The sequence below is a fragment of the Paenibacillus sp. FSL M7-1455 genome, assembly GCF_038004655.1.
Classification (GTDB): domain Bacteria; phylum Bacillota; class Bacilli; order Paenibacillales; family Paenibacillaceae; genus Paenibacillus_AQ; species Paenibacillus_AQ cookii.
The window spans coordinates 4,347,091-4,372,523 of the sequence record NZ_JBBORO010000001.1 but is presented as its reverse complement, the minus strand read 5'-3'; the positions used below and the strand labels follow the sequence as shown (position 1 = coordinate 4,372,523).

General features: G+C 54.8%; 22 protein-coding genes. 17 read left to right on the top strand and 5 right to left on the bottom strand.

Annotated features, from left to right (window positions below):
- Positions 1-33: 33 nt before the first annotated feature.
- Positions 34-1,461, top strand: a complete 1,428-nt coding sequence (locus NYE48_RS20145) for an alpha-L-fucosidase (RefSeq protein ID WP_340999797.1) — start codon at positions 34-36, stop codon at positions 1,459-1,461.
- 87 nt (positions 1,462-1,548) lie between these two features.
- The gene (locus NYE48_RS20140; RefSeq protein WP_036711250.1) at positions 1,549-2,871 is read left to right on the top strand and encodes a replication-associated recombination protein A; all 1,323 of its coding nucleotides are present in this window, start codon (positions 1,549-1,551) and stop codon (positions 2,869-2,871) included.
- Positions 2,872-3,046: 175 nt separating this feature from the next.
- Here the strand turns inward: NYE48_RS20140 and mnmA are convergent, their stop codons facing one another.
- Positions 3,047-4,183: a tRNA 2-thiouridine(34) synthase MnmA gene (gene mnmA / locus NYE48_RS20135; RefSeq protein ID WP_036711253.1), complete on the bottom strand. Its 1,137-nt coding sequence runs from the start codon at positions 4,181-4,183 to the stop codon at positions 3,047-3,049.
- Positions 4,184-4,566: 383 nt separating this feature from the next.
- Here mnmA and cymR point away from each other — a divergent pair, with 383 nt between their 5' ends.
- The 11 genes from cymR to mltG all read left to right on the top strand — a co-directional run bounded on the left by cymR (position 4,567) and on the right by mltG (position 13,927).
- Positions 4,567-4,986 carry a cysteine metabolism transcriptional regulator CymR gene (gene cymR / locus NYE48_RS20130; RefSeq protein WP_036711257.1) on the top strand — a complete coding sequence of 140 codons (420 nt, stop codon included), beginning with the start codon at positions 4,567-4,569 and terminating at the stop codon, positions 4,984-4,986.
- 14 nt (positions 4,987-5,000) lie between these two features.
- Entirely contained in the window at positions 5,001-6,152 is a 1,152-nt protein-coding gene (locus tag NYE48_RS20125) for a cysteine desulfurase family protein (RefSeq protein ID WP_036711260.1), read from the top strand.
- A 136-nt stretch (positions 6,153-6,288) separates the two neighbouring features.
- Positions 6,289-6,810 carry a PRC-barrel domain-containing protein gene (locus NYE48_RS20120; protein ID WP_036711262.1) on the top strand — a complete coding sequence of 174 codons (522 nt, stop codon included), beginning with the start codon at positions 6,289-6,291 and terminating at the stop codon, positions 6,808-6,810.
- Between the two features lie 13 nt (positions 6,811-6,823).
- Positions 6,824-7,030: a hypothetical protein gene (locus NYE48_RS20115; RefSeq protein ID WP_036711266.1), complete on the top strand. Its 207-nt coding sequence runs from the start codon at positions 6,824-6,826 to the stop codon at positions 7,028-7,030.
- Between the two features lie 201 nt (positions 7,031-7,231).
- On the top strand, positions 7,232-8,290 hold the full coding sequence (locus NYE48_RS20110; protein ID WP_373316246.1) for an AI-2E family transporter: 1,059 nt from the start codon (positions 7,232-7,234) through the stop codon (positions 8,288-8,290).
- Between the two features lie 387 nt (positions 8,291-8,677).
- A complete protein-coding gene (gene alaS, locus NYE48_RS20105) occupies positions 8,678-11,299 on the top strand; it encodes an alanine--tRNA ligase (RefSeq protein ID WP_212951754.1) in 2,622 nt (873 codons plus the stop codon).
- Between the two features lie 160 nt (positions 11,300-11,459).
- On the top strand, positions 11,460-11,720 hold the full coding sequence (locus NYE48_RS20100) for an IreB family regulatory phosphoprotein (RefSeq protein ID WP_036711271.1): 261 nt from the start codon (positions 11,460-11,462) through the stop codon (positions 11,718-11,720).
- 10 nt (positions 11,721-11,730) lie between these two features.
- A complete protein-coding gene (gene ruvX / locus NYE48_RS20095) occupies positions 11,731-12,147 on the top strand; it encodes a Holliday junction resolvase RuvX (protein WP_212951753.1) in 417 nt (138 codons plus the stop codon).
- 12 nt (positions 12,148-12,159) lie between these two features.
- Positions 12,160-12,468 carry a DUF1292 domain-containing protein gene (locus NYE48_RS20090; protein WP_036711276.1) on the top strand — a complete coding sequence of 103 codons (309 nt, stop codon included), beginning with the start codon at positions 12,160-12,162 and terminating at the stop codon, positions 12,466-12,468.
- On the top strand, positions 12,461-12,772 hold the full coding sequence (locus NYE48_RS20085) for a DUF1292 domain-containing protein (protein WP_339323929.1): 312 nt from the start codon (positions 12,461-12,463) through the stop codon (positions 12,770-12,772). Before NYE48_RS20090 ends, NYE48_RS20085 begins: the two co-directional genes overlap by 8 nt.
- 102 nt (positions 12,773-12,874) lie before the next feature.
- Complete coding sequence (gene mltG, locus NYE48_RS20080; RefSeq protein ID WP_340999796.1) at positions 12,875-13,927, top strand: endolytic transglycosylase MltG; 1,053 nt, start codon at positions 12,875-12,877, stop codon at positions 13,925-13,927.
- On the opposite strand, the gene NYE48_RS20075 is transcribed toward mltG, so the two are convergent.
- Positions 13,827-14,849, bottom strand: a complete 1,023-nt coding sequence (locus tag NYE48_RS20075; RefSeq protein WP_340999795.1) for a hypothetical protein — start codon at positions 14,847-14,849, stop codon at positions 13,827-13,829. The genes mltG and NYE48_RS20075 overlap by 101 nt on opposite strands.
- 312 nt (positions 14,850-15,161) lie before the next feature.
- Here NYE48_RS20075 and NYE48_RS20070 point away from each other — a divergent pair, with 312 nt between their 5' ends.
- The gene (locus tag NYE48_RS20070) at positions 15,162-17,339 is read left to right on the top strand and encodes a methyl-accepting chemotaxis protein (protein WP_340999794.1); all 2,178 of its coding nucleotides are present in this window, start codon (positions 15,162-15,164) and stop codon (positions 17,337-17,339) included.
- 148 nt (positions 17,340-17,487) lie between these two features.
- Positions 17,488-19,266 carry a peptidoglycan D,D-transpeptidase FtsI family protein gene (locus NYE48_RS20065; RefSeq protein WP_036711283.1) on the top strand — a complete coding sequence of 593 codons (1,779 nt, stop codon included), beginning with the start codon at positions 17,488-17,490 and terminating at the stop codon, positions 19,264-19,266.
- Here the strand turns inward: NYE48_RS20065 and NYE48_RS20060 are convergent.
- Positions 19,235-20,392 (bottom strand): AI-2E family transporter, encoded by a 1,158-nt coding sequence (locus NYE48_RS20060; protein ID WP_036711285.1) that lies wholly within the window; start codon positions 20,390-20,392, stop codon positions 19,235-19,237. The two genes, NYE48_RS20065 and NYE48_RS20060, sit on opposite strands and share 32 nt — an antisense overlap.
- A gap of 263 nt (positions 20,393-20,655) precedes the next feature.
- Between NYE48_RS20060 and NYE48_RS20055 the strand changes: the two genes are divergently transcribed.
- Positions 20,656-22,071 carry a polysaccharide deacetylase family protein gene (locus NYE48_RS20055; protein ID WP_340999793.1) on the top strand — a complete coding sequence of 472 codons (1,416 nt, stop codon included), beginning with the start codon at positions 20,656-20,658 and terminating at the stop codon, positions 22,069-22,071.
- Between the two features lie 130 nt (positions 22,072-22,201).
- On the opposite strand, the gene ilvD is transcribed toward NYE48_RS20055, so the two are convergent.
- Positions 22,202-23,887, bottom strand: coding sequence for a dihydroxy-acid dehydratase (ilvD, locus tag NYE48_RS20050; protein ID WP_339323936.1), 1,686 nt, complete (start codon positions 23,885-23,887; stop codon positions 22,202-22,204).
- A gap of 104 nt (positions 23,888-23,991) precedes the next feature.
- Here ilvD and NYE48_RS20045 point away from each other — a divergent pair, with 104 nt between their 5' ends.
- Positions 23,992-24,135, top strand: a complete 144-nt coding sequence (locus NYE48_RS20045) for a hypothetical protein (RefSeq protein ID WP_340999792.1) — start codon at positions 23,992-23,994, stop codon at positions 24,133-24,135.
- A gap of 17 nt (positions 24,136-24,152) precedes the next feature.
- Here NYE48_RS20045 and NYE48_RS20040 read toward each other — a convergent pair whose 3' ends face one another.
- Positions 24,153-25,184 (bottom strand): acyltransferase family protein, encoded by a 1,032-nt coding sequence (locus NYE48_RS20040; protein ID WP_340999791.1) that lies wholly within the window; start codon positions 25,182-25,184, stop codon positions 24,153-24,155.
- Positions 25,185-25,433: the final 249 nt, after the last annotated feature.

Genomic DNA, 25,433 nt, shown 5'->3' with positions numbered 1-25,433 from the left:
ATCCCGGCATAAGGAAAATTTGGAGGGCTAGCGATGAACGATAGGATTCAATACGCCGCGCAGGTGAAGCCGACGGAAAGACAGTTGTCCGTTCAGGAGATGGAATTTTATGCTTTTGTTCATTTTTCGGTGAATGCGTTTACGGACCAGGAATGGGGAAGCGGGAAGGAAGATCCGTCGATCTTCAACCCGACCGCGCTGGATGCGGACCAATGGGTGGAAGCGTGCAAATCGGCCGGCATGAAGGGTTTGATTTTGACCTGCAAACATCATGACGGTTTTTGTTTGTGGCCGAGCCAATATACGGAGCATTCCGTCAAAAGCAGTCCGTGGAAAAACGGCGGCGGCGACGTCGTCAAGGAAGTGGCGGACGCCTGCCGCCGGGGAGGCATCCGTTTCGGCATCTATTTGTCCCCGTGGGACCGGCATGAGCCGACCTACGGCGATTCGCCGGCATACAACGAATATTTCAAAAACCAGCTGCGGGAGCTGTTGACCGGATACGGCGACATCTTCTGCGTTTGGTTCGACGGCGCCTGCGGCGAAGGCCCGAACGGCAAACGCCAGGTGTACGACTGGGACGCCTATTACGCGCTCATTCGGGAGCTGCAGCCGGGGGCGGCCATTTCCGTCTGCGGCCCCGACATCCGCTGGTGCGGCAACGAAGCGGGACACTGCCGGGAATCGGAATGGAGCGTCGTTCCCGCATCGCTGCGGGATAACGAAAAAATCCAGGAAAATTCCCAGCAGGAAGACGACGGAGAATTCGCCAAGAGATACAGTTCGGAGGACGAGGACCTGGGAAGCCGTGACGTCGTTTTGAAGGAAAAAGAGCTGATCTGGTATCCGGCGGAAGTGAACACTTCGATCCGTCCGGGATGGTTCTACCATGCGTCCCAGGACGATCAGGTTAAGCCGCTCGAGGAACTGATCAAGGTGTATTACGGATCGGTCGGGGGCAATGCGACGTTTCTGCTCAACATTCCGCCGGACACCCGCGGCCTGTTCCATGAAAACGACGTGCGGCGCCTGCAAGAGCTTGGGGAATGGATCCGGGGAACGTTCCGCACGAACCTGGCCGCCGGCGCCCCGGCGGAGGCGAGCGAAGCGATGGCAGGGCATGAAGCCTTATACGCGGCGGACGGCGACCGGGATACGTTCTGGGCTCCGCAAGAGGGAACGGAAGCGGCCGGTTTGACGGTCGATCTCGGGGCGGAGCAAACCTTCGACCACGTCGTTTTGCAGGAATACCGGTACAGCCAGCGGGTCGAGCGGTTTGTGCTGGAGTATATGGCAGGCGGCGAGTGGAAAAAGGCGTACGACGGCACGGTGATCGGTTATAAACGGATCTGCCGTTTCCCGGCCGTTACAAGCCGTTACGTCCGCCTGACGATCACGCAATCGAGATGGTGGCCGAACATTTCGGCATTCGAAGTGTACCGCGGCGACCGGAACGCATGATCTGTGCCTGCCCGGTATGTTATGATAGAGGGAGAGCTTGAAAAGGACAAGAGACAAGCCATTTCATTTTCAAGGACGTGAACACAGATGGATTTATTTTCTTTCCAGCAGGAGTCGGACCGGGGCGGAAGGCTGCTGGCCGACCGGATGCGTCCCACCTCGTTGGATGAATATATCGGGCAGGAACATATCGTAGGCCCCGGAAAGCTGCTGCGCAGGGCGATCGAAGCGGACCAAGTCAGCTCGATCCTCCTGTACGGCCCGCCGGGATGCGGGAAAACGACGCTGGCGCATATCATATCGCAAAAAACGCAGGCGGACTTCGTCCGGCTGAACGCCGTGGACGCCTCCGTCAAAGACGTGCGGGAAGTCATCGACCGCGCCCAAAGCAACAAGGCGATGTACGGCACGAAAACGATCCTGTTCCTCGACGAGGTGCACCGCTTCAACAGCTCGCGGCAGGACGCGCTGCTGCCGGCGGTCGAAAAAGGGACGATCATTTTTATCGGGGCGACGACGGAAAACCCGTTCCATTACGTCAACGGGGCTTTGATGAGCCGCTCCACCCTGTTCCAGCTGCAGCCGTTGACGAAGGACCATTCGCTTGCCGCCATGAAGCGGGCGCTGGCCGATCCCGACAAAGGGCTCGGATATATGAAGCTGAAGGCGGACGAGGAAGCGCTGGACCATATCGCCACGATGGCGAATGGGGATATCCGCCGGGCGCTGACGGCGCTCGAGCTGGCGGCGATGACGACGCCGCCGGAGGACGACGGCACCGTTCACATTACGCTTGGCGTCGCCGAGGAGTCGATCCGCCGTCCGACCGTACGGGCGGACGAATCGACGCAATACGACGTGCTTTCCGCCTTTCATAAAAGCATCCGCGGCTCCAGCGATGCCGCTTTGTTCTGGTTTTTGTACGCGGTGGAGAAGCTGGGGATGGACCCGATGGTGTTCATCCGCCGCCTGATCGCCGCCAGCAGCGAGGACATCGGCCTCGCGAATCCGCAGGCCATGGTTCAGGCCGTCAGCGCATTGGAGGCCTACCGGAACAACGGTTGGCCGGAAGCGAAGCTGAACATCGCCCAGGCCATCTTGTTTGCCGTGGAGAGCCCGAAATCGAATGCGGTTTATACGGCGATTTCGCGGGCGACGTCGGCGATCGAAGAGCTGAAATCGGCGGAGGTGCCGCTGCATTTGCGGGATACGCATTATAAAGGGGCCGTGAAGCTGGGCCATGAAGGCTACAAGTATCCCCATGATTATCCGGGGCATTACGTGAAGCAGGATTATTTGCCGAAGGAGATTGCGCGCCGCGTCTTCTACCAGGCGACCGAGCAGGGCAACGAGGCGAAAATCCAAATCAACCAGCAGCGCAGAAGAAACCAGTTCCTTTCCGGGGAATGATGATCGAATTACGGGGAAATCTTCATCAACGAGAAGGATTCCGCGGGAGTCGTAGAGAATGTTTTGCACAGGCGTCATGAAACGTCCGCCGAACAGGTTCGGCATGCAGGGCGTTCCATGAAAAAAAGCCACCGCCGCCGGAAACATGGGGGCGGGTGGCTTTAACGTCTGTGCTTTATTTTTTTTGGAGTGCCGGCAGCTTGAACGGAACCTTTTCCACTTTGTCGATGGTGCCGCCGCCAAGGCAAACGTCGCCTTGATAGAACACGACGGCTTGTCCCGGAGTAATCGCTTTTTGCTTCTCGGCGAACCGCACGTGTACGGTGCCGTCTTCAAGCCATTCGAGCGTAACGTCCTGGTCGGGCTGGCGGTAGCGGAACTTGGCGGTGCAGCTGAAAGGCTCTGTGGGCACGTTCCCTTCGCCTGCGATCCAGTTCACGCCTGTGGCAATCAGCCCCGTCGAATACAGGCTCGGATGCTTGTCGCCTTGAACGACGTACAAAATATTTTGCTCCAGATCCTTGTCGGCCACGAACCACGGTTCGCCGTTTCCGGATCCGCCGATGCCGAGCCCTTGGCGCTGTCCGAGCGTGTAATACATCAAGCCGTCGTGGCGGCCTTTGATTTCGCCCGTCGCGATATCCACCATATCGCCGGATTGCGCCGGCAAATACTGGCTAAGGAACTCTTTGAAGTTACGTTCGCCGATGAAGCAGACGCCGGTGCTGTCTTTCTTTTTGGCGGTGTACAATCCCGCCGCTTCGGCAATCTTGCGTACTTCGGGTTTCGGCAGATGGCCGATCGGGAACATCGCTTTCGACAGCTGCTCCTGATTCAGCGCGTTCAGGAAGTAGGTTTGATCCTTGTTGCCGTCGACGCCGCGGAGCAGCTTGAAGACGCCATCCTCCTCGACGACGCGGGCATAATGGCCCGTGGCGACATAATCGGCGCCCAGTCCCAGCGCCTTGTTCAGGAATTCGCCGAATTTGATTTCGCGGTTGCACATGACGTCCGGATTCGGCGTGCGCCCCGACTTATATTCGTCGAGGAAATAGGTAAATACTTTATCGAAATACTCTTTTTCGAAATTGACCGTGTAATAAGGAATATCTATCTGCTCGCAAACGCGCCGGACATCCTCTGCGTCCTGTTCCGCGGTGCAGACTCCGAATTCGTCGGTATCGTCCCAGTTTTTCATGAAAATACCGATGACATCGTAGCCTTGCTCCTTCAGCAGGAGCGCGGTCACCGAGGAATCGACGCCGCCGGACATGCCGACGACCACGCGCGTGTTTTGATTGTTGTTTGCCAAAATTAACTCACCATTTCTATTTTGAAATTGTGCCCATACCCGTATTTTAACACACAACGGGCCGGAGGTCATACCCGGATGGCGTTTGTCCGCATGAGGAGTACAATTTGCAGTTTTGCCCGAGATTATATATGATGGAGTTTTAGAAGTTTTTGCCGGGGGAAACCGATTTTTACGCGATCAAATCAATGGGGGAAAGGCGTGCCTGTCTTCCGTGGAAGTACATCGGTTGACGTTAACATACCAAAAAAACGCCGGATATGTTAACATAAGCAAAGGGTTATGATCGGAATACGCAGATATTATCCTCAGGATCTAAGGTGTCTGCAACGGATCCCGACATATTTAAAAGAAAACATGAACTTTTGAAAGAGGTGCCACCTTTGAAGATATCGACAAAAGGGCGTTACGGCCTGACGATCATGATGGAGCTTGCGGCCAAATACGGCGAAGGCCCGATCTCGCTGAAAAGCATCGCCGAAAAAAACCAGCTTTCCGAGCATTATCTGGAGCAGTTGATCGCGCCGCTGCGCAACGCCGGGCTCGTGAAAAGCATTCGCGGCGCGTACGGCGGTTACGTGTTGTCCCGCGAAGCTTCGGAAATTACGGCGGGAGACGTCATCCGCGTGCTGGAAGGCCCGATTTCCCCGGTCGATTTTACGGAAGAAGACGATCCTGCCAAGCGCAACCTGTGGCTTCGCATCCGCGACGGCATCGCGAACGTGCTGGATTCGACCACGCTGCTCGACCTGATCACCTATCAGGAGCAGGACGCCGCCGATAACTACATGTTTTACATTTAAAAGGAGATGCGAAAATGAAATCCATTTACTTGGATCATGCGGCATCCACGCCCGTCCATCCGGAAGTCGCGCAGGAAATGATGAACGTGATGACGGGGCAATTCGGCAACGCATCCAGCGTTCATGCCTTCGGCCGTTCCGCCAAACGGACGGTGGGCGGGGCCAGGGACAAAATCGCCAAATATTTGGGCTGCCACCCCGATGAGCTCGTGTTCACCGGCGGCGGAACGGAAAGCGACAACCTTGCGTTGTTCGGCGCGTTGGAGGCGATGGAAGGCCGGGATAAGCATGTCATTACTTCGTCCATCGAACACCATGCCGTGCTGCACGCCTGCGAGGAGCTGGAAAGGCAGGGCTACCGCGTCACGTATCTTCCGGTTGACGGGACGGGAAGGGTGCGTGCAGAAGACGTTGAACAGGCGCTGACGGAAAATACGGCGCTGATCAGCATCATGTATGCGAACAATGAAGTCGGCACGGTGCAGCCGATCCGGGAAATCGGCGAGCTCGCCCGAAGCCGCGGCATCCTGTTCCATGTGGACGCCGTTCAGGCGCTGGGGGCGATTCCGATATCCTTGCGCGAGCTGCCCGTGGACCTGATGAGCTTTTCGGCCCATAAAATCAACGGCCCCCAAGGGATCGGCGCTTTGTACGTGCGCCGCGGCGTCCACCTTGCGCCGAGACTGCACGGGGGGCTTCAGGAGAAAAAACGCCGCGCAGGCACGGAAAACATGGCGGGCATCGCCGGATTCGCCAAAGCCGTCGAAATTGCGGCGGAACAACTAGAGCCGCGCAGAGAGCATGACCTCATGCTCCGGGATACGTTTATCCGTTTGCTGGAACAGGAAATTGGACAAGACGCGTTTGTCGTCAACGGACATCCCTCTGAATTTTTACCTCACATACTGAATATCAGCTTCCCGGAAACAGACACGGAGACGCTCCTGATGAACCTGGACATGGAAGGCGTTGCGGCAGCCAGCGGCTCGGCATGCACCTCCGGTTCCCTTGAGCTGTCCCATGTGCTTCAAGCTATGAAACTTCCACAAAATGTTTTGCGCTCCGCGATTCGTTTTAGCTTCGGTTTGGGTAATACTACGGAAGATATGGAATACACCGCCCAAAAAATTGCAACCATTCTTCGTCGTTTACGTATTAGAAGTTAGGATTCTCTATGTATGGACAAGGAGGGAGGCGTGCTTCCATACCGTCCGGAACAAGGATCGGTGCCCGCAGGGGCATCCGTCCCGCCTCTCGCGGGATGCCTTCGTTTCAATCTCATGACGATAGGTGGGTCCTGGCATGAAGTTTCAAGAATTGATCGGCCTTGCCGTGTTCGATGTGGACGAAGGCAGGCAGATCGGCAAAATCAGCGATGTTTGGGTCAGCGGGGACTGGAAGCTCCAAGCTTTGGAGCTTGAAGGCAGAAGCCTGTTTTCCAGTTCGGCCAAGTCCGTATCCTGGGAGGATATCGTGGCTTACGGCGAAGACGCTGTGATGATTCGGAATCAACAGGCTGTTCGAAAGACAAAGGCCGACGATATACAATACACGTTCCTGACGGGCAAAAATAAACTGAAGGACATGGACGTGCTGACCGAGGAAGGCGTTCTGCTCGGAAAAGCGACGGACGTTTATTTTGACCAGGAAATGGGAAATACAATACTAGGTATAGAAATCAGCGACGGTTTCGTCTCGGATTTGCTGGAAGGCCGGAAATGGCTGCCGCTTGCGGAGGGCATGTCCATCGGCAAAAACGCAATCATGGTGCCGCCGATGAGCGAAGAGCGCCTCGGAAAAACCATTCATTCTGTTAACGGATAGGTGATCTATGAATATGAGATGTCCCAACTGTAATTCCAAAGATATCGGTAAAATCGGTTCGCACCAATTTTATTGCTGGGGCTGTTTTATCGAACTGACGGTCAACGGAGATAAAATGTCCGTCTATCAAGTCGAAGAGGACGGCACGCTTAGTTCGCTGGACGATCTGTTTTTCGAGGAAATTCCTCAGGAATTCCCGCATCTGCACGCGTCCAATTGAAAGTGAACTTATGAACATGCTTTTTCGGCAAAAAAAGAAACCTATCACTAGCGTTCGCTCGAAAGACGCGCGTTAGTGATGGGTTTCTTTTGCTTTATCGCTTGGCCGGGGCGGGCTGGTCTTTCAAGGTTAATTTTTTCCTTTCGCACATATAATAACGTGTACAGCAAGTCCGAAAGGAGGAAAGCTTCCTTGGAGAACATGACCGGAAACAAGTGGTTCCGTTTGCTCATCTGGTTTATTCTCGGCCTGATCGCCCTTTATTTCATTTGGCTGCTTCGCCCGATGTTCATGAATATATACCATTTTTTCAAAGTGATTTTGGCTCCGTTTATCGTGGCGATGATCATCTCGTACGTGCTGAATCCGATCGTTTGCCTGCTGGCCGACCGCAAAGTGCCGAGGGGCATTGCCGTGCTGTTGATTTACGCCGTGTTCATCACCTGCGTGGCGGTCATCCTCATCAATATGATTCCGGTGCTGATCGAGCAAATGGAGGAGCTGAACGAACACCTGCCGGAAATGACGATGCATGCGCAAAGCCTCATGAACCGGCTGGACCAGAAACTGCTCCCGGACGGGGTGATGGCAGGGGTGGACCGCTGGTTTTTGCAATGGGAAGACCGGCTGGCGGCGGGGATCTCCGATTTTATCGACAACATCGGTACGACGATTAATCTGGTGCTGAACATTTTTATCGTTCCGTTCCTCATTTTTTATATTTTGAAGGACTTCGACGTTTTTGAGCGGGCGATCGTTTCGTATCTTCCCCGTTCCCGGCGCAAAGCGACCGTAAGCGTGCTGAAAGAGATCGACCTGGCGCTCGGCAATTACGTGCGGGGGCAGTTTATCGTCTGTTTCATCATCGGCGTGCTGGCGTATATCGGGTATATGATCGTCGGGATGCCGTACGCGCTTTTGATGGCCAGCATCGTCGCCGTTTTTAACATCGTGCCGTATCTCGGCCCCTTTCTGGGGGCGGCTCCCGCGGTCGTCATGGCTTCGACGATTTCATGGAAAATGGTTTTGCTGGTCATCGTCGTCAATTGGATATGCCAAATTTTGGAGAGCAACGTCATTTCTCCGCAGGTGGTCGGCAAAAAGCTGCATCTCCATCCGATCGTCATCATTTTTGCGCTGCTTGTCGGAGGGGAAATGGCGGGCATCGTCGGCCTCATTCTCGCCGTTCCCGTGTTTGCGGTGCTGAAGGTGCTGCTGCAGCATTTTTTCGCCTATTACATCAAGCGCAAAACGACCTGAACCGCCCTGGATTGACATTCCCCCGCTGCGCCGATATACTTGTGTAGAATATGTTCAAAATGGACAAAACGGCGATGAAATGAAGTACGGCTGAGAGGCTCCTTGGACAGAGAACGGATTCCTTCGCGCTGAAGCAGCGCGGATGGCTGGAAGAATCCGCATGCGGGCGCTGCCGGAAAGCTGATTTCGGAGTGCGGGCAAACCCCGCCGGCTGGCCCCGTTACAGGCTATACGAGGAGATCGCTCCGACGGACGGGCATTCTGCGGAATGCAACAGGACGGTTCGGGCGATAACCAGGGTGGTACCGCGATATGATCGTCCCTGAAATTTTTCAGGGGCGTTTTTATGTTGTTTTCCCATAAATTGAAGCTGGAGGCTGTATAACCATGAAAGCAAGCGAAATCCGTTCCAAATGGCTTGAGTTTTTTGCAAGCAAAGGGCATAAAATCGAACCGAGCGCCCCGCTCGTGCCGCATAACGACCCGTCCCTGCTATGGATCAATGCGGGCATGGCGCCGCTCAAACCTTATTTCGACGGACGGATCAGCCCGGAAAATCCGCGCCTGACCAACTCCCAGAAATGCATCCGCACCAACGACATCGAAAACGTCGGCAAAACCCGCCGCCACCATACGTTTTTCGAAATGCTGGGCAACTTCTCGATCGGCGACTACTTCAAGGAAGAAGCCATCACGTGGGCATGGGAGTTCCTGACCGGCAAGGAATGGATCGGCTTCGATCCGGAGCGCCTCTCCGTCACGGTATATCCGGAAGACGAAGAAGCATTTAAGCTGTGGAACGAAAAAATCGGACTGCCTGCCGAGCGCATCGTCAAGCTGGAGGATAACTTCTGGGATATCGGCGAAGGCCCTTGCGGACCTTGTACCGAAATTTTCTACGACCGCGGCGAGGCTTACGGCGACCTGTCCGATCCCGAAATGTATCCCGGCGGGGAAAACGAGCGTTTCCTCGAAGTATGGAACCTCGTATTTTCGCAGTTCAACCATAACAAAGACGGCTCCTATACGCCGCTTCCGAATAAAAACATCGATACCGGCGCCGGCCTGGAACGGTTTGCTTCGATTTTGCAAAACGTGGATTCGAACTTCGACACGGACCTGTTCCAGCCGATCATTCAACAAACGGCCAAGCTTGCCGGCGTGAACTACAATGACAGCGTGGAAAAAGACGTTGCGCTGAAGGTCATCGCCGACCATATCCGTACCGTGACGTTCGCCGTGGGCGACGGCGTGCTGCCGTCCAACGAAGGCCGCGGTTACGTCATCCGCCGTCTGCTCCGCCGCGCCGTGCGTTACGGCAAGGTGCTCGGACTCGACCGTCCGTTCCTTTACACGCTGACCGAAACCGTCGGCGATATCATGGGCGTTTTTTATCCGGAAGTCGTCGAAAAACGCGAGTTCATCGAAAAAGTCATCCGCACGGAAGAGGAGCGTTTCCATGAAACGTTGTCCGAAGGTTTGGCGATTCTCGAAGACATCAGCAAAAAGGCGCTGGAAAACGGCACGAAAGTCATCGGCGGCCAGGATGCGTTCAAATTGTACGATACTTACGGATTCCCGTTTGACCTGACCGAAGATTTCGCCCTGGAGCATGGCCTTACGGTCGACCGCGAAGGGTTCGACGCTTCCATGCAGGAGCAGCGCGACCGCGCGCGTGCGGCCCGCCAGGAAAGCGGCGGCATGAAGGTGCAGGGAGGCGCGCTCTCCGATTATACGGTTAAAAGCGAATTTGTTGGATATAATGACACCGTAGCGGAGTCCAAAATTTTGGCGATCATCGTGGATGAAGCCATGGTGGAGAGTGCCGGCGAAGGCGCGACCTGCCAGGTCATTCTCGAAAAAACCCCGTTTTATGCCGAAAGCGGCGGCCAGGTCAGCGACCAAGGGCTTCTGCGCGGCGGCAGCGTGACCGCAAAAGTGGAGGGCTTGTACAAGGCGCCTCACGGGCAGCACGTGCATATCGTAACTGTAGAAGCCGGGGAGCTCAAAGTGGGCGAAACGGTAAAAGCCGAAGTGGATCAGGCCAAACGCCGCGATATCGTCAAAAACCATACGGCAACCCACCTTCTGCATAAGGCGCTGAAGGAAGTGCTTGGAGAGCATGTCAACCAGGCCGGCTCTTTGGTGGAGCCGCAGCGTTTGCGCTTCGACTTCTCCCATTTCGGCAGCATCTCGGCCGAGGAGCTTGCGGACATCGAACGCCGCGTCAACGAGCAGATTTGGAACGCCGTGAACGTAAACATCGAATACAAGCCGATCGACGAAGCCAAAGCGATGGGCGCCATGGCCCTGTTCGGCGAAAAATACGGCGACATTGTGCGCGTCGTCCAGGTCGGCGATTACAGCCTGGAGCTTTGCGGCGGCTGCCATGTAGGCAATACGTCGGAGATCGGCATCTTCAAGCTGGTGAGCGAAAGCGGCATCGGTTCCGGCGTGCGCCGGATCGAAGCGGTAACGGGCCGCGCGGCGTACCAATTCGTCGAAAGCCAGCTGGATTTGCTGAAGCAATCCGCCGAAATGCTGAAGTCCAATCTGAACGACGTGCCGAAGCGCATCGAATCCGTTCATGCCCAGCTGAAAGAGCTGAGCCGCGTAAACGAATCGCTGCAAAGCAAGCTGAGCATGATCGAAGCGGGACAACTGACCGACCAGGTAAAAACGGTCGGCGGAAAAGAACTGCTCGCGGTTCGCGTTACGGTCGGCAGCATGGACGGGCTCCGCACCCTTGCCGATGAACTGAAAAACAAATTGCCGTCGGCCGTGCTCGTTCTGGGCGCAGCCATCGAAGACAAAGTGAACTTCGTCGTCTCGGTTCCGCAAGAGCTGACCAAAGCAGGCCTGCACGCAGGCAAGCTCGTGAAAGAAATCGCGGCCGTTTGCGGCGGCGGAGGCGGCGGCCGTCCGGACATGGCCCAAGCGGGCGCCAAAGACGCAAGCAAGCTCGATGATGCTTTGAAGCTGGCGGAGGAATTGGTCGCCAACGCATAAGATGCGTGAAGGTTCTGAAAAGAAAAATTTGTTTAATTTGTCCTTGGAGTTTCCTTACTGCGGGATGATTATGTTATATTAGAAGAAGATATGAAGCCTAAAGAATCAATTCGTCAACAGTGTGCTTCGGCACGCCGTTGAAGAAGCGAGGTGTCACAATATGGACTCCATGGATAAAACGATGAAGTTTAGCGTTAAAGGCGACGAAAAGGAAGCGTCTTCCAAAGACATCCTTTTGATGGTGTATGACGCATTGGTTGAAAAGGAATACAATCCGATCAACCAGATCGTCGGTTACCTCCTGTCCGGAGATCCGGCATATATCCCCCGCCATAACAACGCAAGAAGTTTGGTCAGAAAAAAAGAGCGTGATGAGTTGATTGAAGAGCTGGTCCGGTTCTACTTAGCCAATCACCGATAGGAGAGCTTTAATGAGAATCATGGGGTTGGACTACGGCGACCGCAAAATTGGTGTTGCCGTCAGTGATTTATTCGGATGGACCGCGCAGGGACTGGAAGTGGTGGAACGGCGGCGCGACGGTTCCGAAGTATCGCGGATCGCGGAATTGGTCCGCGACTACGAGGTGGAGGAGATCGTCGTCGGACTGCCCAAAAACATGAACGGCAGCATCGGTCCCCGCGGTGAAATCTGTATCGATTTCGCTGACAAGCTAAAAGAAATGCTGAAATTACCCGTCCACCTGTGGGATGAGCGGCTGACAACCGTGTCTGCCGAGCGGACGCTGATCGAGGCTGACGTCAGCCGGAAGAAGCGAAAGCAAGTTGTGGATAAAATGGCTGCAAGCTTGATTTTGCAAAATTATTTAGACTCAAAGACTAAAGGGTGAGGGTGATCACAGATGGCCAATGAGCGTAATCTTTTTGAGGAAGAACCGGATATTATTTATATTCCCGATGACGAAGGCAATGAAGAAGAATTCGAAGTCATCATGAAATTTGAAGTCGATGGCTCGGACAACAAGTATATGATGGTCGTACCTCTGGAAGCGGGAGACGAGGATTCGGACGAGGTGTATGCGTTCCGTTACGAAGAGGACGGGGATGACCTCAAGCTCTACATGATCGAAGATGATGCGGAGTGGGAGATCGTCGAGGAAACCTTCAACACCTTGGTTGCCGAACTTGATGGAGGTAATGAGCATGAGTGATTTTTCTGCAGACCAGGCCGTGTGGACTTCCGTGCTGAAGGAAACGTTCGGTCCGACTGTAGAGCTGCAGGACGAAGACGGTTCCACCGAAGTTTACGACCTGGCAGCGGAATTTGAAGTGGGCGGCCAAACCTATGCGGTGCTGCAAAGCCCCGACGACCGAAGCGGCGAATACAACATTTTGAAAGTCGTGAAGTCGCCGGACGGGGATTTGGAGCTGGCCACCATCGATGACGACGACGAATGGGAAAACATTACCGAGCTGTACGACGAGATGACGTTCCCGGAAGACGACGAAAATTGATTCGGAGCATTTACAGCTTCCCTGAGAAGACAAAATTTCAAAATGAATACACAAAGAGGGCGGTGCAGACCGTCCTTTTTGGTTGTGAAGGGTTGGATTTTTTTGAAAGCTGTCAAAGTCGTAATTGTAATTCTGATTATTCTTCTGCTAGGAGCGGGCGGGGGAGCCTATTACGTGTGGAACGGACTCCAGCCGGTTCAAGCGTCGGACGAGCCCGTGAAATTCACGATCGAACCGGGCATGGGCACCTCCAAAATAGCCGATGTGCTTCAACAAAACGGACTGATCAAAAATGCTGCGGTTTTTAAAGGGTACCTGAAGTGGAAACGGGAAGGCTCGCGTTTTCAAGCAGGCATTTACGAAGCCAAGCCGGGCGCGACGTTGGACGAGCTGATCGCCAAGCTGAACAAGGGCGACGTGGTGAAAGAAGAGATGGTGCGGATTACGATTCCGGAAGGTTACACCGTCGAGCAAATCGCCGCAAAGGTCAGCGAAGCGACGGGGGCTCCGGCCGACTCTTTCCTGCAGCTGGCGGATCACCCCGGGAACGAAGCGATTGCCGCGTTTAAGGACGTCCCGGATAACGGCAAGCTGAAGCATGCGGCGGAAGGGTATTTGTTCCCGGATACGTACGATTTTAAAAAGGGAACGACCGAACCCGAAATGTTCCGGCGGATGATGGAGCAAACGCAAAGCAAGCTGGACGGCATCCCGAACCTGCAAGAAAAGCTGCGCGACCGCGGCCTTACGCTGCATGAAATGCTGACGATCGCGTCGCTCGTGGAGCGCGAGGTTGTGGTGGATAAGGAGCGGCCGCTTGTGGCGGGGGTCATATATAACCGCCTCGACAAAAACATGAAGCTGGAAATCGACGCAACGGTGCAATACGCGCTGCCGGAGCCGAAAGAGCGGCTTCTGTATAAGGATTTGAAAGTCGAAAGTCCGTACAATACCTATTTGCATGAAGGGCTTCCGCCGGGGCCGATTTGCAGCCCCAGCCTGGCCTCGATCGAAGCGGCGCTGAATCCCGAGGCATCGGATTACCTGTATTACGTCACCAAAAAAGACGGCTCCCATGAGCACTTGTTGGCGAAGACGTATCAGGAGCACCTGAAAAACATCCAAAAAAGCAAAAGCGGCGCCAATAAAGGCTGAGCCGGACGAGGGAATGCGATCGACCGTGGCAACGAAAATATCGGCAAGCTTTAAGCAAAAACCGCCCGTTGGGCGGTTTTTTCATGGCATCGCATTCGGCTGCTCGTTTTGAATGCTGTTCAAAGCGGCAAAGGCCATCGGGCCCTTCGGAGGCCTCTCCCTGCGGCATGGCGACGTGGAACACAAAACCGCTGCCGTCAAGTTCCTTTACGATGTACTCATATGTTCCCGACGTACCGGAAGCGAGCAGGAACAGTTCGGCGTCTTTCATCGGGCCGGTCAAATCGTCGGAATGAAGCTGCCGGACGTCGCCGTGTTTTTTCAATGCTTCCTTTCCTTCGAGAAGCAGCTCGTCTTGGTTGTAATCGGAAGGCAATTTTTCGATCCGGACCGAATAGCGGGGATCGATGTTCATGTAGATCAGATGTTTCGCAGGATCAAAGGAAAGATGCTCCGGCACATAAAGCGAGTAACCTTCGGCCTGGGCCAGCTTGGCCGGCCGTTGTTCTTTCGAGCCCTCGACGGTGACCTCGAGCATGGTTTCGCCGGGTCTTGCGGCCGCGCCGCCCTCGGAAGCCGCAGATTTGGAATCGCCCGATGACGGGTCGCGCTTCGCTTGAGGGGATTTTTGCGGCTGGGATGCCACCGGCTCCGAATTCGGATCGGTGGATGGTGGTTTTATGCTTTCTCCAGCCGTCCCCGTATCGTCTTCATTTTGGCGTTGGCCGGCATTATGTCCCGCTCCTTCTTTCAGATCGGTTCCAGGAATTATTCCGATTTCCGGCGGGGTATTTTGATCCTTCTGTTCGCCGGATGTTCCCGGCGCAATCGTTTGGGCTTCCTGCTTGCCTCCGCAACCGCATAGGGAAACGGCGACCGCCAGGGCCAGCACGATGGAACTGATTTTGACCGTATGTTTCATGTTGCACCTCCGTTATCGTCATAGACGGACCGAAGCGTCCGCAAGTTTCATTGCAATGCAAATAATAAACGCGTTTCATATTCGGGCTGGTTTCGGCATCTTATGAAGAACAATGGGCCAAATGGGCTCCTGGACGGTTGCCAATCGTCCTTTTTAGTAGCGCAGGAACGAAAAAATTATGAACTTTAGGAAAATAGTTATAAAGAATTTTGAAAAAAAGCCAAAGGATAATGGTGGAAAATGTCGAAGAATAAAGTAGAAGTTTCTTTTACATAAGCCGTAAGGTATGAAAACATAATGGTAGGTGAGGAAATGGAAGAGGGTAAGCAAAAGAAAAACGAAGAAAGCAAAAACAAACGCCGGGTTTTCCCGCGCAAGAAAGAGAAGCAGGAGGAATCGGGCGTTGCGGGGCAGCCGCAAACGGACAAGCCTAAATTCGGCATCCGCAGCGCGGGAGCGCAGCTGGGCAGAATGAATCCGGCCAAATCCGTCGGGGTCAAGCTATTTTTGATCTTTTTCACGGCCATCGTCGCCTTTGTCCTGATTTTAGGCCTTATGTCGTATAACAAGGCCCGGAGCACCATTCAGGCGAATGCCGCGAATTCGAACAAACAAACGATCATCCAAACGTCCGAGAAGCTGGATATCATCCTGAAGCAATACGAGGACATCGCGCTGCAGATCTTTTTCGATCCGGAAACGCAAAATCTGTTGACCGATTTGTCTGCCGGCCAAGCGAGCGCTTACGACCTGTTCGTGCTGAACGAAAAAATCGGCAAAAAACTGAGCAATCAGGTCAACAGCAACAATACCATCAAAGCGCTTTACCTGATCCCGCCGGAAGAAGGCCACAATCCGATCGTCAGCGGAAGCCCGGGCACGGACTCGGCTCAAATCCGCGAAGCGGCCTGGTATAAAAAAGTCCTGAACGAAAATAAATCGATGTGGGTGACGTCCGAAAAAGGAAAAGACGGCGGCATGAACTTCAAATTGGTTCGCCCGCTGCAAAGCCTGAGCCGCGGCGGAAAGCCGTACGTCGTTGTCGTCGAGCTGAAAACGTCGACGATCGAAGAGCAATTCAAAGCGATCAACATGGGCGAAGGCAGCAAGCTGCAGCTGATTTCGGGCGACAACAAAGTGGTTGCTTCCAACCAGGACGGAGAAGCAGGCCTCGATTCCGTGTTTACGTTCATGAAGGAACAAAAGGATGCGGCGAAAAGCCTCGATACCGAAGACGACAAGGGCCATAAGATGCTGGCCGTATACAACACGCTGGAAGTCAACGGCTGGAGGCTGGTAGGAACCGTTCCAACCGAGCTGCTGGTCAAAGATGCGCGGGGCATTTTGCTGATGACGCTCGGATTCGTGGTCGGGGTCGTGATCATCGCGATTCTCATCGGCTGGTGGATGGTTCTGATGATCGCCAAACCTCTCAGCGGATTGAAAGACCTCATGATCGAGGGATCCAAAGGCAACCTCAAGGTGCGCACCAGCCATAAATCCTCGGACGAGATCGGCGAGCTTGGAGCCAGCTTCAACCTGATGATGGACCAAATCACGAAGCTCGTGGAACAGACGAACACGACGGCCAGAGCCGTTCTGGAGACGGCGGGCGAACTGACGGATGCCTCCCGCAAAACCGCGATCTCGGCCAAGGAAATCGCCATCGCCACAGAGGAAATCGCCAACGGCGCCAGCAGTTTGGCCACCGAAGCCGAACGCGGCAACGAGCTGACCGAAAATATTTCGCGGCAAATGCAAATCGTCGTCTCCGCCAATGAAGAAATGAGCAGCGCCGCCCATCATGTCGAGCAGTCCAGCCAGCGGGGAACCAGCCATCTCGGCGAATTGATGGAAAAAACGCATCAGACGGAGGATATGACCCGTTCGTTGATGGCGAAAGTCGATAATCTGAAGCAATCGACCCAATCGATCAACAAGGTGCTTGACGTGCTGCAAAACATTACGAAACAGACGAACATTTTGTCCCTTAACGCTACAATCGAAGCCGCCCGGGCAGGAGCCGCAGGCAAAGGTTTCATGGTCGTGGCCGATGAAATCCGCCAGCTTGCGGACCAATCGAGGCAGTCCATTAACATGGTCGGCCAGATCACCGGCAAAATCATGGACGAAATGAACGAAACGGTCCTGGCCCTGCAGGAAGCCCGTCCGTTATTCCAGCAGCAGATGGATTCGGTGAAAGAAACAAACGATATTTTCGTCTCCGTACAGGAGCAGATGGGCGATTTCACGAAACGCCTCGATTCCGTGACGCAATCGATCGAAACGTTGAATCAGTCGCAGGTCATTTTGTCCGAGGCGATGAGCAACGTAAGCGCGGTGGCCGAAGAATCCTCCGCCACTTCGGAAGAAGTCGCTTCGCTCAGCAATGAGCAGCAAAACATCGGGGACCACCTGGTTCAGCTTTCGGCGAAGCTGGAAAACGTTTCGCTCGAGCTGAAAGAAACGCTGTCCCGTTTTACGCTGTAACGAGTCTATGCGCAAGCCGTCCCGCCGGATTTATCCGGCTTTGGGGGACGGCTTTTTTTGCATGCAGAATAGCCTCCCGCCAAGGCCGATTGGAACCGATGGAATAAGGACATAATGGAAAAAAACGTCGAAAAAGGACCGGTGCTCTATGTTATTGAAACAAAAACAGCGTATTTTTTACGGATTGGTCATCCTGACGGGGATTTTGGTCGTGCTTATTTTGCGCCTGGCGTATGTCCAGCTCGTGTTCCGCGCTTCGAGTCTGCCGCACAGCAAGTACACGCTGCAGGAAATGTCCGTGCTGCAAAGGGAACGGGGCGTCGTGCTCGATTCCGGAAGGGGGAACGTCTATGACCGCAACGGAAAACCGCTCACCGGAAAAACCGTTTCGGCGGCAGTGTTGTTCCCGGTGGACCGCAAGTCGCTCGAAAACAAAGACGGCCGGTTGAATCCCGTGGCCCGGGCGCTCGGCGTCGATTCGGAGCGGCTTGCAACATTGTGGGGACGGCTAAGCGTGCCGTTGCTGTGGAAAGGGGATTCCGGCAGCGCGCCGCTGGCCCTGACGGAACAACAAGCCAAGCGGATATCGGCGCTGGAATTCAGCGGTCTCGAGGTTCTGCCCTACACGGAGCGGTATGAAAACCGGCCGAACGGCATGCAGTGGCTCGGATACCTGACGGATGTGCCGGGGCAAATGCAAATGCCCCATACCGGTTATGCTTTCCGGGAGGGGGCTGCGGGACTCGAAAAAACGATGGAGCCGATATTGCGCGGCGTCGGACCGACGACCGTCTATTATACGGTCGATGGCTTGAACCGGGCCATTCCGGGCACGGGCATCCAATTAAAATCGCCCAACAATCCGTATTATCCGCTGCGGCTTACGTCCACGATCGACCTTGAGCTGCAGAGGGACATCGAAAAGCTGACGGAAAAAGCCGGGATGAAGGAAGGGGCCGTCGTTTTGCTCGATGCAAGCAATGCCGACGTCATTGCGATGTTATCCCGTCCTTTTTACAATCCGCTGAACGTTGATCCGAAGCAGGGGGCATGGAATAACAGGGCGGTTCAGGCGACCGCGCCGGGCTCGATTTTTAAGACGGTCACGGCTGCGGCCGCATTGGAAGCCGGAGTTACGAGCGTAGACGAATCCTTTTACTGTTCGGGCAAATATGCCAGATACGGGTTGTCTTGTTGGAAAGCGACAGGCCATGGGGCGCTGACGCTGGAGCAGGCATTCGCCCAATCCTCCAACGTCGTTTTTGCGGAGCTCGGGGAACGGATGGCCGGGGAAGAGCTGGAGTCGACGGCAAGGAAACTCGGACTGGGGCGGACGGTCGGATGGGAAGCCAAAGACATGCTAGGCATGCCTGTCATGAGGCCGTTGGATCATGAGGAGAAGGGGATGGTATTTTCAAGCGAACAGGCGGCTTCGGACGGCGGGGTCCGAGCGCAATCCGGGATCGGGCAAAGGGATGTGCGCGTAACGCCGCTGCAGGCGGCCAACCTCGTGGTCACCCTGCTGCATGACGGGCAAGTCCGGGCGCCCCGGCTCCTCCATCATGTCTCCTACGCCAACGGCCAGCTCATGAAGGAGTTCAAGCCCCATTTCGCCCCATCGAATGCCGGCAGCATCCGGCCGGAAACGGCCCGCCTGCTGACCGCGTGGATGAGAACGGTCGTGACGGACGGAACGGGGAAATCGCTGATGCATGCCAAATGGAAGCTCGCAGGCAAGTCCGGGACGGCTCAAGTCAAAGTCCAGGGACAACCGCGCAACAATCAGTGGTTTATCGGTTATGGACCGGTCGAGCATCCCCGATATGCGCTGGCCGTGCTGTTTCAAAACATGAAAGAGGGAGGCAGCAATCAAGCCACCTCCCTGTTCGGGGATATTATGAATCTGCTCGCTTCCCGGAGCGCTTAGTTTCCTGCGGGGCAGGCGCGCTCATTTCGAACGGGGAGACGTCGAATTCTTCCTGCGGCAAGCGGATCCAGCGCTGCAAATACCCCTGCTGCAGGAGTTCCTTGAGCAAAATCAGCAGAACCGGCGAAAGGATGAGGCCGGCGACGCCGAAGATCGAAAGCGAAATAATCATGAACGACAGCATGAGGAACGCGGACGAAATGCCGATGGAGTTGCCGGTAATTCTCGGCTCGAGCAGCTGGCGCGTCAGCAGGACGACCACCAGCAGGATGCACAAACCGATCGCCAAACTGATGTTGCCGACGATAAACAGGTACACGATCCACGGAATCAAAATGACCGGAACGCCCACGAGCGGCAAAATGTCGAATATGGCGCAGACGAGCGCAAGCGAAAGTTCGTTCCCGGTGCCCAAAATCAGCAGGCCCACGTAAATCAAAACGAACGTGATCAGCACCATGAGCATCTGTGCTTTAATATAGGAACCGATGGCTTTCAGCACGTAAGTGGTCAAAAACGTATAAGCGTTTTTTAACGTTTTCGGAGACTTGTCCTTCACGATTTTGCGCCAGCCGCCGATCTCCGTGCTGAGGAAAAAGGCGAGAATGATCGCGATGCCGAAATTGGCCATAAACGTGGAGAACGAGCTGAAGAGCGATACCATATACTTTAAGAAGCTGGTTGCCCATCCGGTCGCATACTCCGTGAATTTTTTAAAGTTTTCGTTCATCTTGTCGGTGATGTCCGGAGGAAGCGCCTCGATTTTATGCTGGAGGAATGCGGTCGTTTTTCCAAATGCCGTTTGGATCATTTTCGTGTATTGGGGCAAATTATCTTGGACTTGGGCGATTTGGGAAACGACGATCAGTCCGATGCCGAACAAAATCCCCAGGATGACAAGCACGAACAACAGAACGGAAACAGCCGCTGCAATCGTTTTGGGAAGACCTCTCCGGTTCAGGAATTTGGCCAGAGGTTCGATCATGAAAAACACGAGAAAGGATAAAAAAACGGGCGCCGCGATCTGATACAGTTTGCTGAAGACATACATGACGAGCAAAACGGTCAGCACGATCATCCCGATGTCGAGAAAGGTCCTCCAATATTTTTTATACAGCGGAAGCATGAACAAAAATCACTCCTAAGCATATGTATTTGATGGGACAACTAAAATAAAATAAAAATATCAATTCGATGGTTAAAAAAATGCCTATTTCTTGAGCGGCTGTGATAAAATAAAAGATAGCGCCTTTATATTTTGCAGCACTTCCGCTCGAATATCGTCCGTATTTCTTTTTAGGCAGCGATAGCTGGTGCTCACATTCATTTTATAGAGATACCTGCCTTTCGGCAAGTCAAAGTCAATCAGAGAAAAGTGGGGATTATGACATGCAGACTTTGCTGCTTTGGTTGTTCTATATTTCATCTTTTTATGCGTTCATCCCTGGACTCATTACCCGCATATTCGGGTTCCGCGTTTTTCGGAGAGGTTCCACCGAGCATGCATACGCGCTGACCTTCGACGACGGCCCCGATCCGCAATACACGCCCCAGCTGCTGGATTTGCTCAAAAAATACGATGCCAAGGCAACCTTTTTCGTTGTCGGGTCTCATGCCGAACAAAATCCGGAGCTGGTGAAACGCATGTACGACGAAGGCCATCTGATCGGGATTCATAACTACGTTCACAAGTCCAATTGGTTCATGCGGCCTGCGACCGTCACGAAACAAATTATGAAGACCGATAAGATCATCCATTCGATCACCGGCGAGCGCTCCTCGTATTACCGTCCCCCTTGGGGGATCGTCAACCTCTTCGATTTGAACAAAAAACGCAGCGGCAATTTTAAAATCGTGCTCTGGTCCGCGATGTTCGGCGACTGGAGGGAAAGGATCGGTGCCGACAAGCTGACGGAACGGATGCTTCAGAAGCTTCATCCGGGAGAAGTCCTGCTGCTTCACGATTGCGGCACGACCGCAGGGGCCAATCCCGACGCGCCGCGGCAGATGTTGATCGCGCTGGAGCGCGTGCTTGAAGAAGCCAAACGCCAAGGGCTGAAAAGCATCAGGGTAGACGACATGATTAAAGCGAAGGAAAACGCTCCGGAAAAAAACGTGTCCCTTTCCAAACTGGCCATCGTCAAGTTGTGGCTCGTGTGGGAAACGGTATTCCACAAAATGTTCCGGCTGAAAACCGTCAATCCGTATGATCCGATGCTGCATTACAGAATACGCAAATACAGCGGACAGAAGATCGAGCTTGACGAAGGAACGGTCCTCGAAAAAGGCGATCGGGTCGTCGAACTTCATTTCGACAACGAAAAACTGTTCCGCTTCGGCGTAAGGTCGCGCTCGGCGGTCCATCTGGCCATACATCTGATCCGCACGATGGAAAAGGAGCTGCCGGCGCTTGCCCAGTGCATTCTGGAGGATCCGGAGGCGGTGGATGCCAAGGCGCTATACGGCGTGACCATGGTCAATCGCGGGCCGGAGCAGTTCGGGTTCCGGATCGTGGATTTGAAGGACGGGCTCTTTTCAACCTCTTCACGGCTTTATTTGAAATTTTTACTTAGCGTCATCCACCCGTCCGGACAATCCCGCCTGAAGGAGCAGTCGCGGCAGCTGGTACCGAAAATGCTGCTGATGCCGATCGGCGAATTTTTGGAGCGTTATGCCGAAAGCGGTTCGCACCGCCGCCATCATGAATCCAAACGCAGACGCGGCGAGCAGCCGGAGCCAAACGAACCGAGCGATCTAAGTTTGGCAGCGGCGCAAGGGCTTGAAAGCTCGACGCCGGCCATTTAGTGCACGAAACGTCAAACCCCCGCCAATGAGCCAAAGGGCTCGGCGGGGGTTTTTGTTGTGGCCCGGCAAAAAGGGGCAGCGTCTCCGGTATCAAGTACCGAAGCGCTGCCCCTTGAACATGTATGAATGATTAGATTTTCATGACGCCGCCTTGGCTGGCGTTGGTTACCAGTTTGGAGTAGCGGGCCAGATAACCTGTTTTGACTTTCGGCTCGAAGCCTTTCCATTTCGAGCGGCGGGCCGCCATTTCCTCGTCGCTGATATGAAGCTCGATTTTGCGGTTGTTGAGATCGAGCTCGATGATGTCGCCGTCTTCAACGAAAGCGATCGGGCCGCCTTCGGCAGCTTCCGGAGAAATATGCCCGATGCTGATGCCGCGGGAAGCGCCGGAGAAACGTCCGTCGGTGATCAAGCCGACTTTGGCGCCAAGGCCCATGCCGACGATTTGCGAAGTAGGCGCGAGCATTTCCGGCATGCCTGGTCCGCCTTTCGGGCCTTCATAGCGGATGACGACGACCATGCCTTCCTTGACTTTGCCGTTTGCGATGCCTTCCAGCGCCTCGTCCTGGGAATCGAAGCAGATCGCAGGACCTTTATGGTATCCGCCGACCGACGGATCCACCGCGCCGACCTTGATAATCGAACCTTCCGGTGCCAGGTTGCCGTACAATACGGCCAAACCGCCGCGCTCGGAGTAGGGCTGGTCGATCGGATGGATGACATTTTTGTCGAGAATTTCGCAGCCGGCCACGTTTTCGGCCAGCGTTTTGCCCGTTACGGTGATGCAATCGCCGTGGAGGGCGCCCGGTTTTTTCAGAAGCTCATGCAATACCGCGCTCACGCCGCCGGCCGTATGCACGTCTTCGATGAAGTAATCGGAAGCCGGTGCCAGCTTGGAAATGTGGGGCACGCGGTTCGCCACTTCGTTGATGCGTTCCAGCGGATAGTCGATGCCTGCTTCCTGGGCCAGCGCCAACGTATGCAGCACGGTGTTGGTGGAACCGCCCATCGCCATGTCGAGGGCAAAGGCGTTGTCGATCGCTTCCAGCGTCACGATGTCGCGCGGCTTCAGGTCCATTTTGACGAGTTCCATCAGCTGGCGTGCCGATTGTTTCACGAATTCCCTGCGTTCTTCGGCGACGGCGAGGATCGTGCCGTTGCCAGGCATGGCCAGGCCGAGCGCTTCCGCCAGGCAGTTCATGGAGTTGGCCGTGAACATGCCGGAGCAGGAGCCGCAGGTCGGACAGCCGTATTGTTCGAGCTCGAGCAGGTCGTCGTCGGAAATTTTGCCGACCTGGTGGGCGCCGACGCCTTCAAACACGGAAGTCAGCGAAAGTCTGCGGCCTTTGCTGTCCACGCCGGCTTTCATCGGACCGCCGCTGACGAAGATGGTCGGGATGTTGACGCGCAGCGCGCCCATCAGCATGCCCGGCGTGATTTTGTCGCAGTTCGGGATGCAGACCATGCCGTCGAACCAGTGGGCGGATACGACGGTTTCCAGGGAGTCCGCGATAATTTCGCGGCTTGGGAGCGAATAACGCATGCCGATATGTCCCATCGCGATTCCGTCGTCGACGCCGATGGTGTTGAATTCGAACGGAACGCCGCCGGCTTCGCGGATCGCTTCCTTCACCAGCTTGCCGAATTCCTGGAGATGCACGTGTCCCGGAACGATGTCGATATAGGAGTTGCAGACGGCGATGAACGGTTTGCCGAAATCCTCCTCTTTGACGCCAGCTGCACGCAGCAAGCTGCGGTGCGGAGCGCGGTCAAAGCCTTTTTTGATCATGTCTGAACGCATTTTTTTAGGTGCCATGGTGTCTCTTCCCCCTACTTTAGAAAAAATATGATTGCTTCTCGCTTTAGCGCGGTTACTGAGAAAAGTGCCCGAATAAACGATTTATATGAGTCTATCACAAAATGAAAGCTTTTTCTAGCAGTCAATCCGAAGCCAACCGCGGCGCAGCGGCGAAAAAGGGCGAAAAAGGCATCCCCGCCCGGCAAGCCGGAAGGGAGATGCCTTTTTTTGCCGATATCCCGGCGAAACCGGGACATATTCGCTGATTTGGGGCTCGCCCGCATCAAGTTTTGCCCAAGGCGATCCGTTCCAGGCGCAAGATCCATCCCACTTGGGGTTCGATGACCCGATAGGCGGCCTTTTTAACGAAAGGTTGGGCGAGAACGCAAGCCATCAGCACGGCCCCCGCAAGGAGGACGGCGGCCCCGGCCGGATGGCGGATATAGCCGTAAAGCCCCAAAGCTGCGGCCAGTCGGACGATGATGCCATGGAGGAGAAACACGTACAGCGTACGCCTGCCCAGATCGGTGAGCCGGCCATGGCGGAACGGGATCCAGCCGAGAAATGCCGCCCCCGACGCCGATTGCAGGCCGTACAGGGCAAGCCGGTACGCGCCGGCATACCATTCTTGATGCCCCAGCTGCAGGTAAGTCTGGCTGCCGAACAGCCAGCCCTCGGGCAAGCGGATTCCGTGGAAAGCGATGACGGCAAGCAGGGCCGCGGATAGCGCCGCGGCGCCGATTTTTTTGAGGGGCGTAACCCGGCGCTTGAATGCGGCGAACGAAAAATGATAGCCGATCACGAAAAACGGCAGGTACACGAACGTCCGGCTTATGCTTAACCAGGTCCCGTCCAGCGGCAAATAACCGACCAGGACGCCCAGGATCAAGGAGATGGAGCATTGGGCTGCGGGAGCAAACCTGCGCATCGAAAGCATGAGCAGCCGCCACGCCATGTGGCTGGCCAAAAACCAGAGCATCAGGTAGGGAACGAAAAACGAATGGCGAATGTCCGGGACCTTGAACAAAGCCACGTCCATAAGCGAATACAGGCTTTGGAAAATGATGTACTGCAGGCCGATCTGCAGCAGCGCCTTCCGGCCTTCCGGCCCGCCGAGCCCGCCTTTGGCAAAATACCCGGTGACGAACACGAACAGGGGCATATGATAGGTATAAATCCATGAATACAGCGTATGCAGGCCGTCCATTTGGCGGATCAGCGGCTCGGCGGCATTGGCGATGCAGACGGTCAGGATCAGAATGAACCGCAAATTCAGAAAATAGGTTTCCCCTTCCCGGGGCAGCGCGTTGTCCATGATGATGACTCCCTCCAGATCGTTGACACCTTAAAATTACTACGCTTTTCGGATTATTGTCGTGATTTATTTCACATATAAAACGCTGCCATTTCCTTAAAATATGCCAACCCGATGAAGGGTTTACGTATTGACAACCCATCCTCCTGCGCCGACAATAGGTACAGACTTGAGGATTTTGCAAAAATCCCAAAAGCGGCTTTTAATTCAGCAATCGATAGGGCGGGCGGTTCGGTTCGTCTCTATATT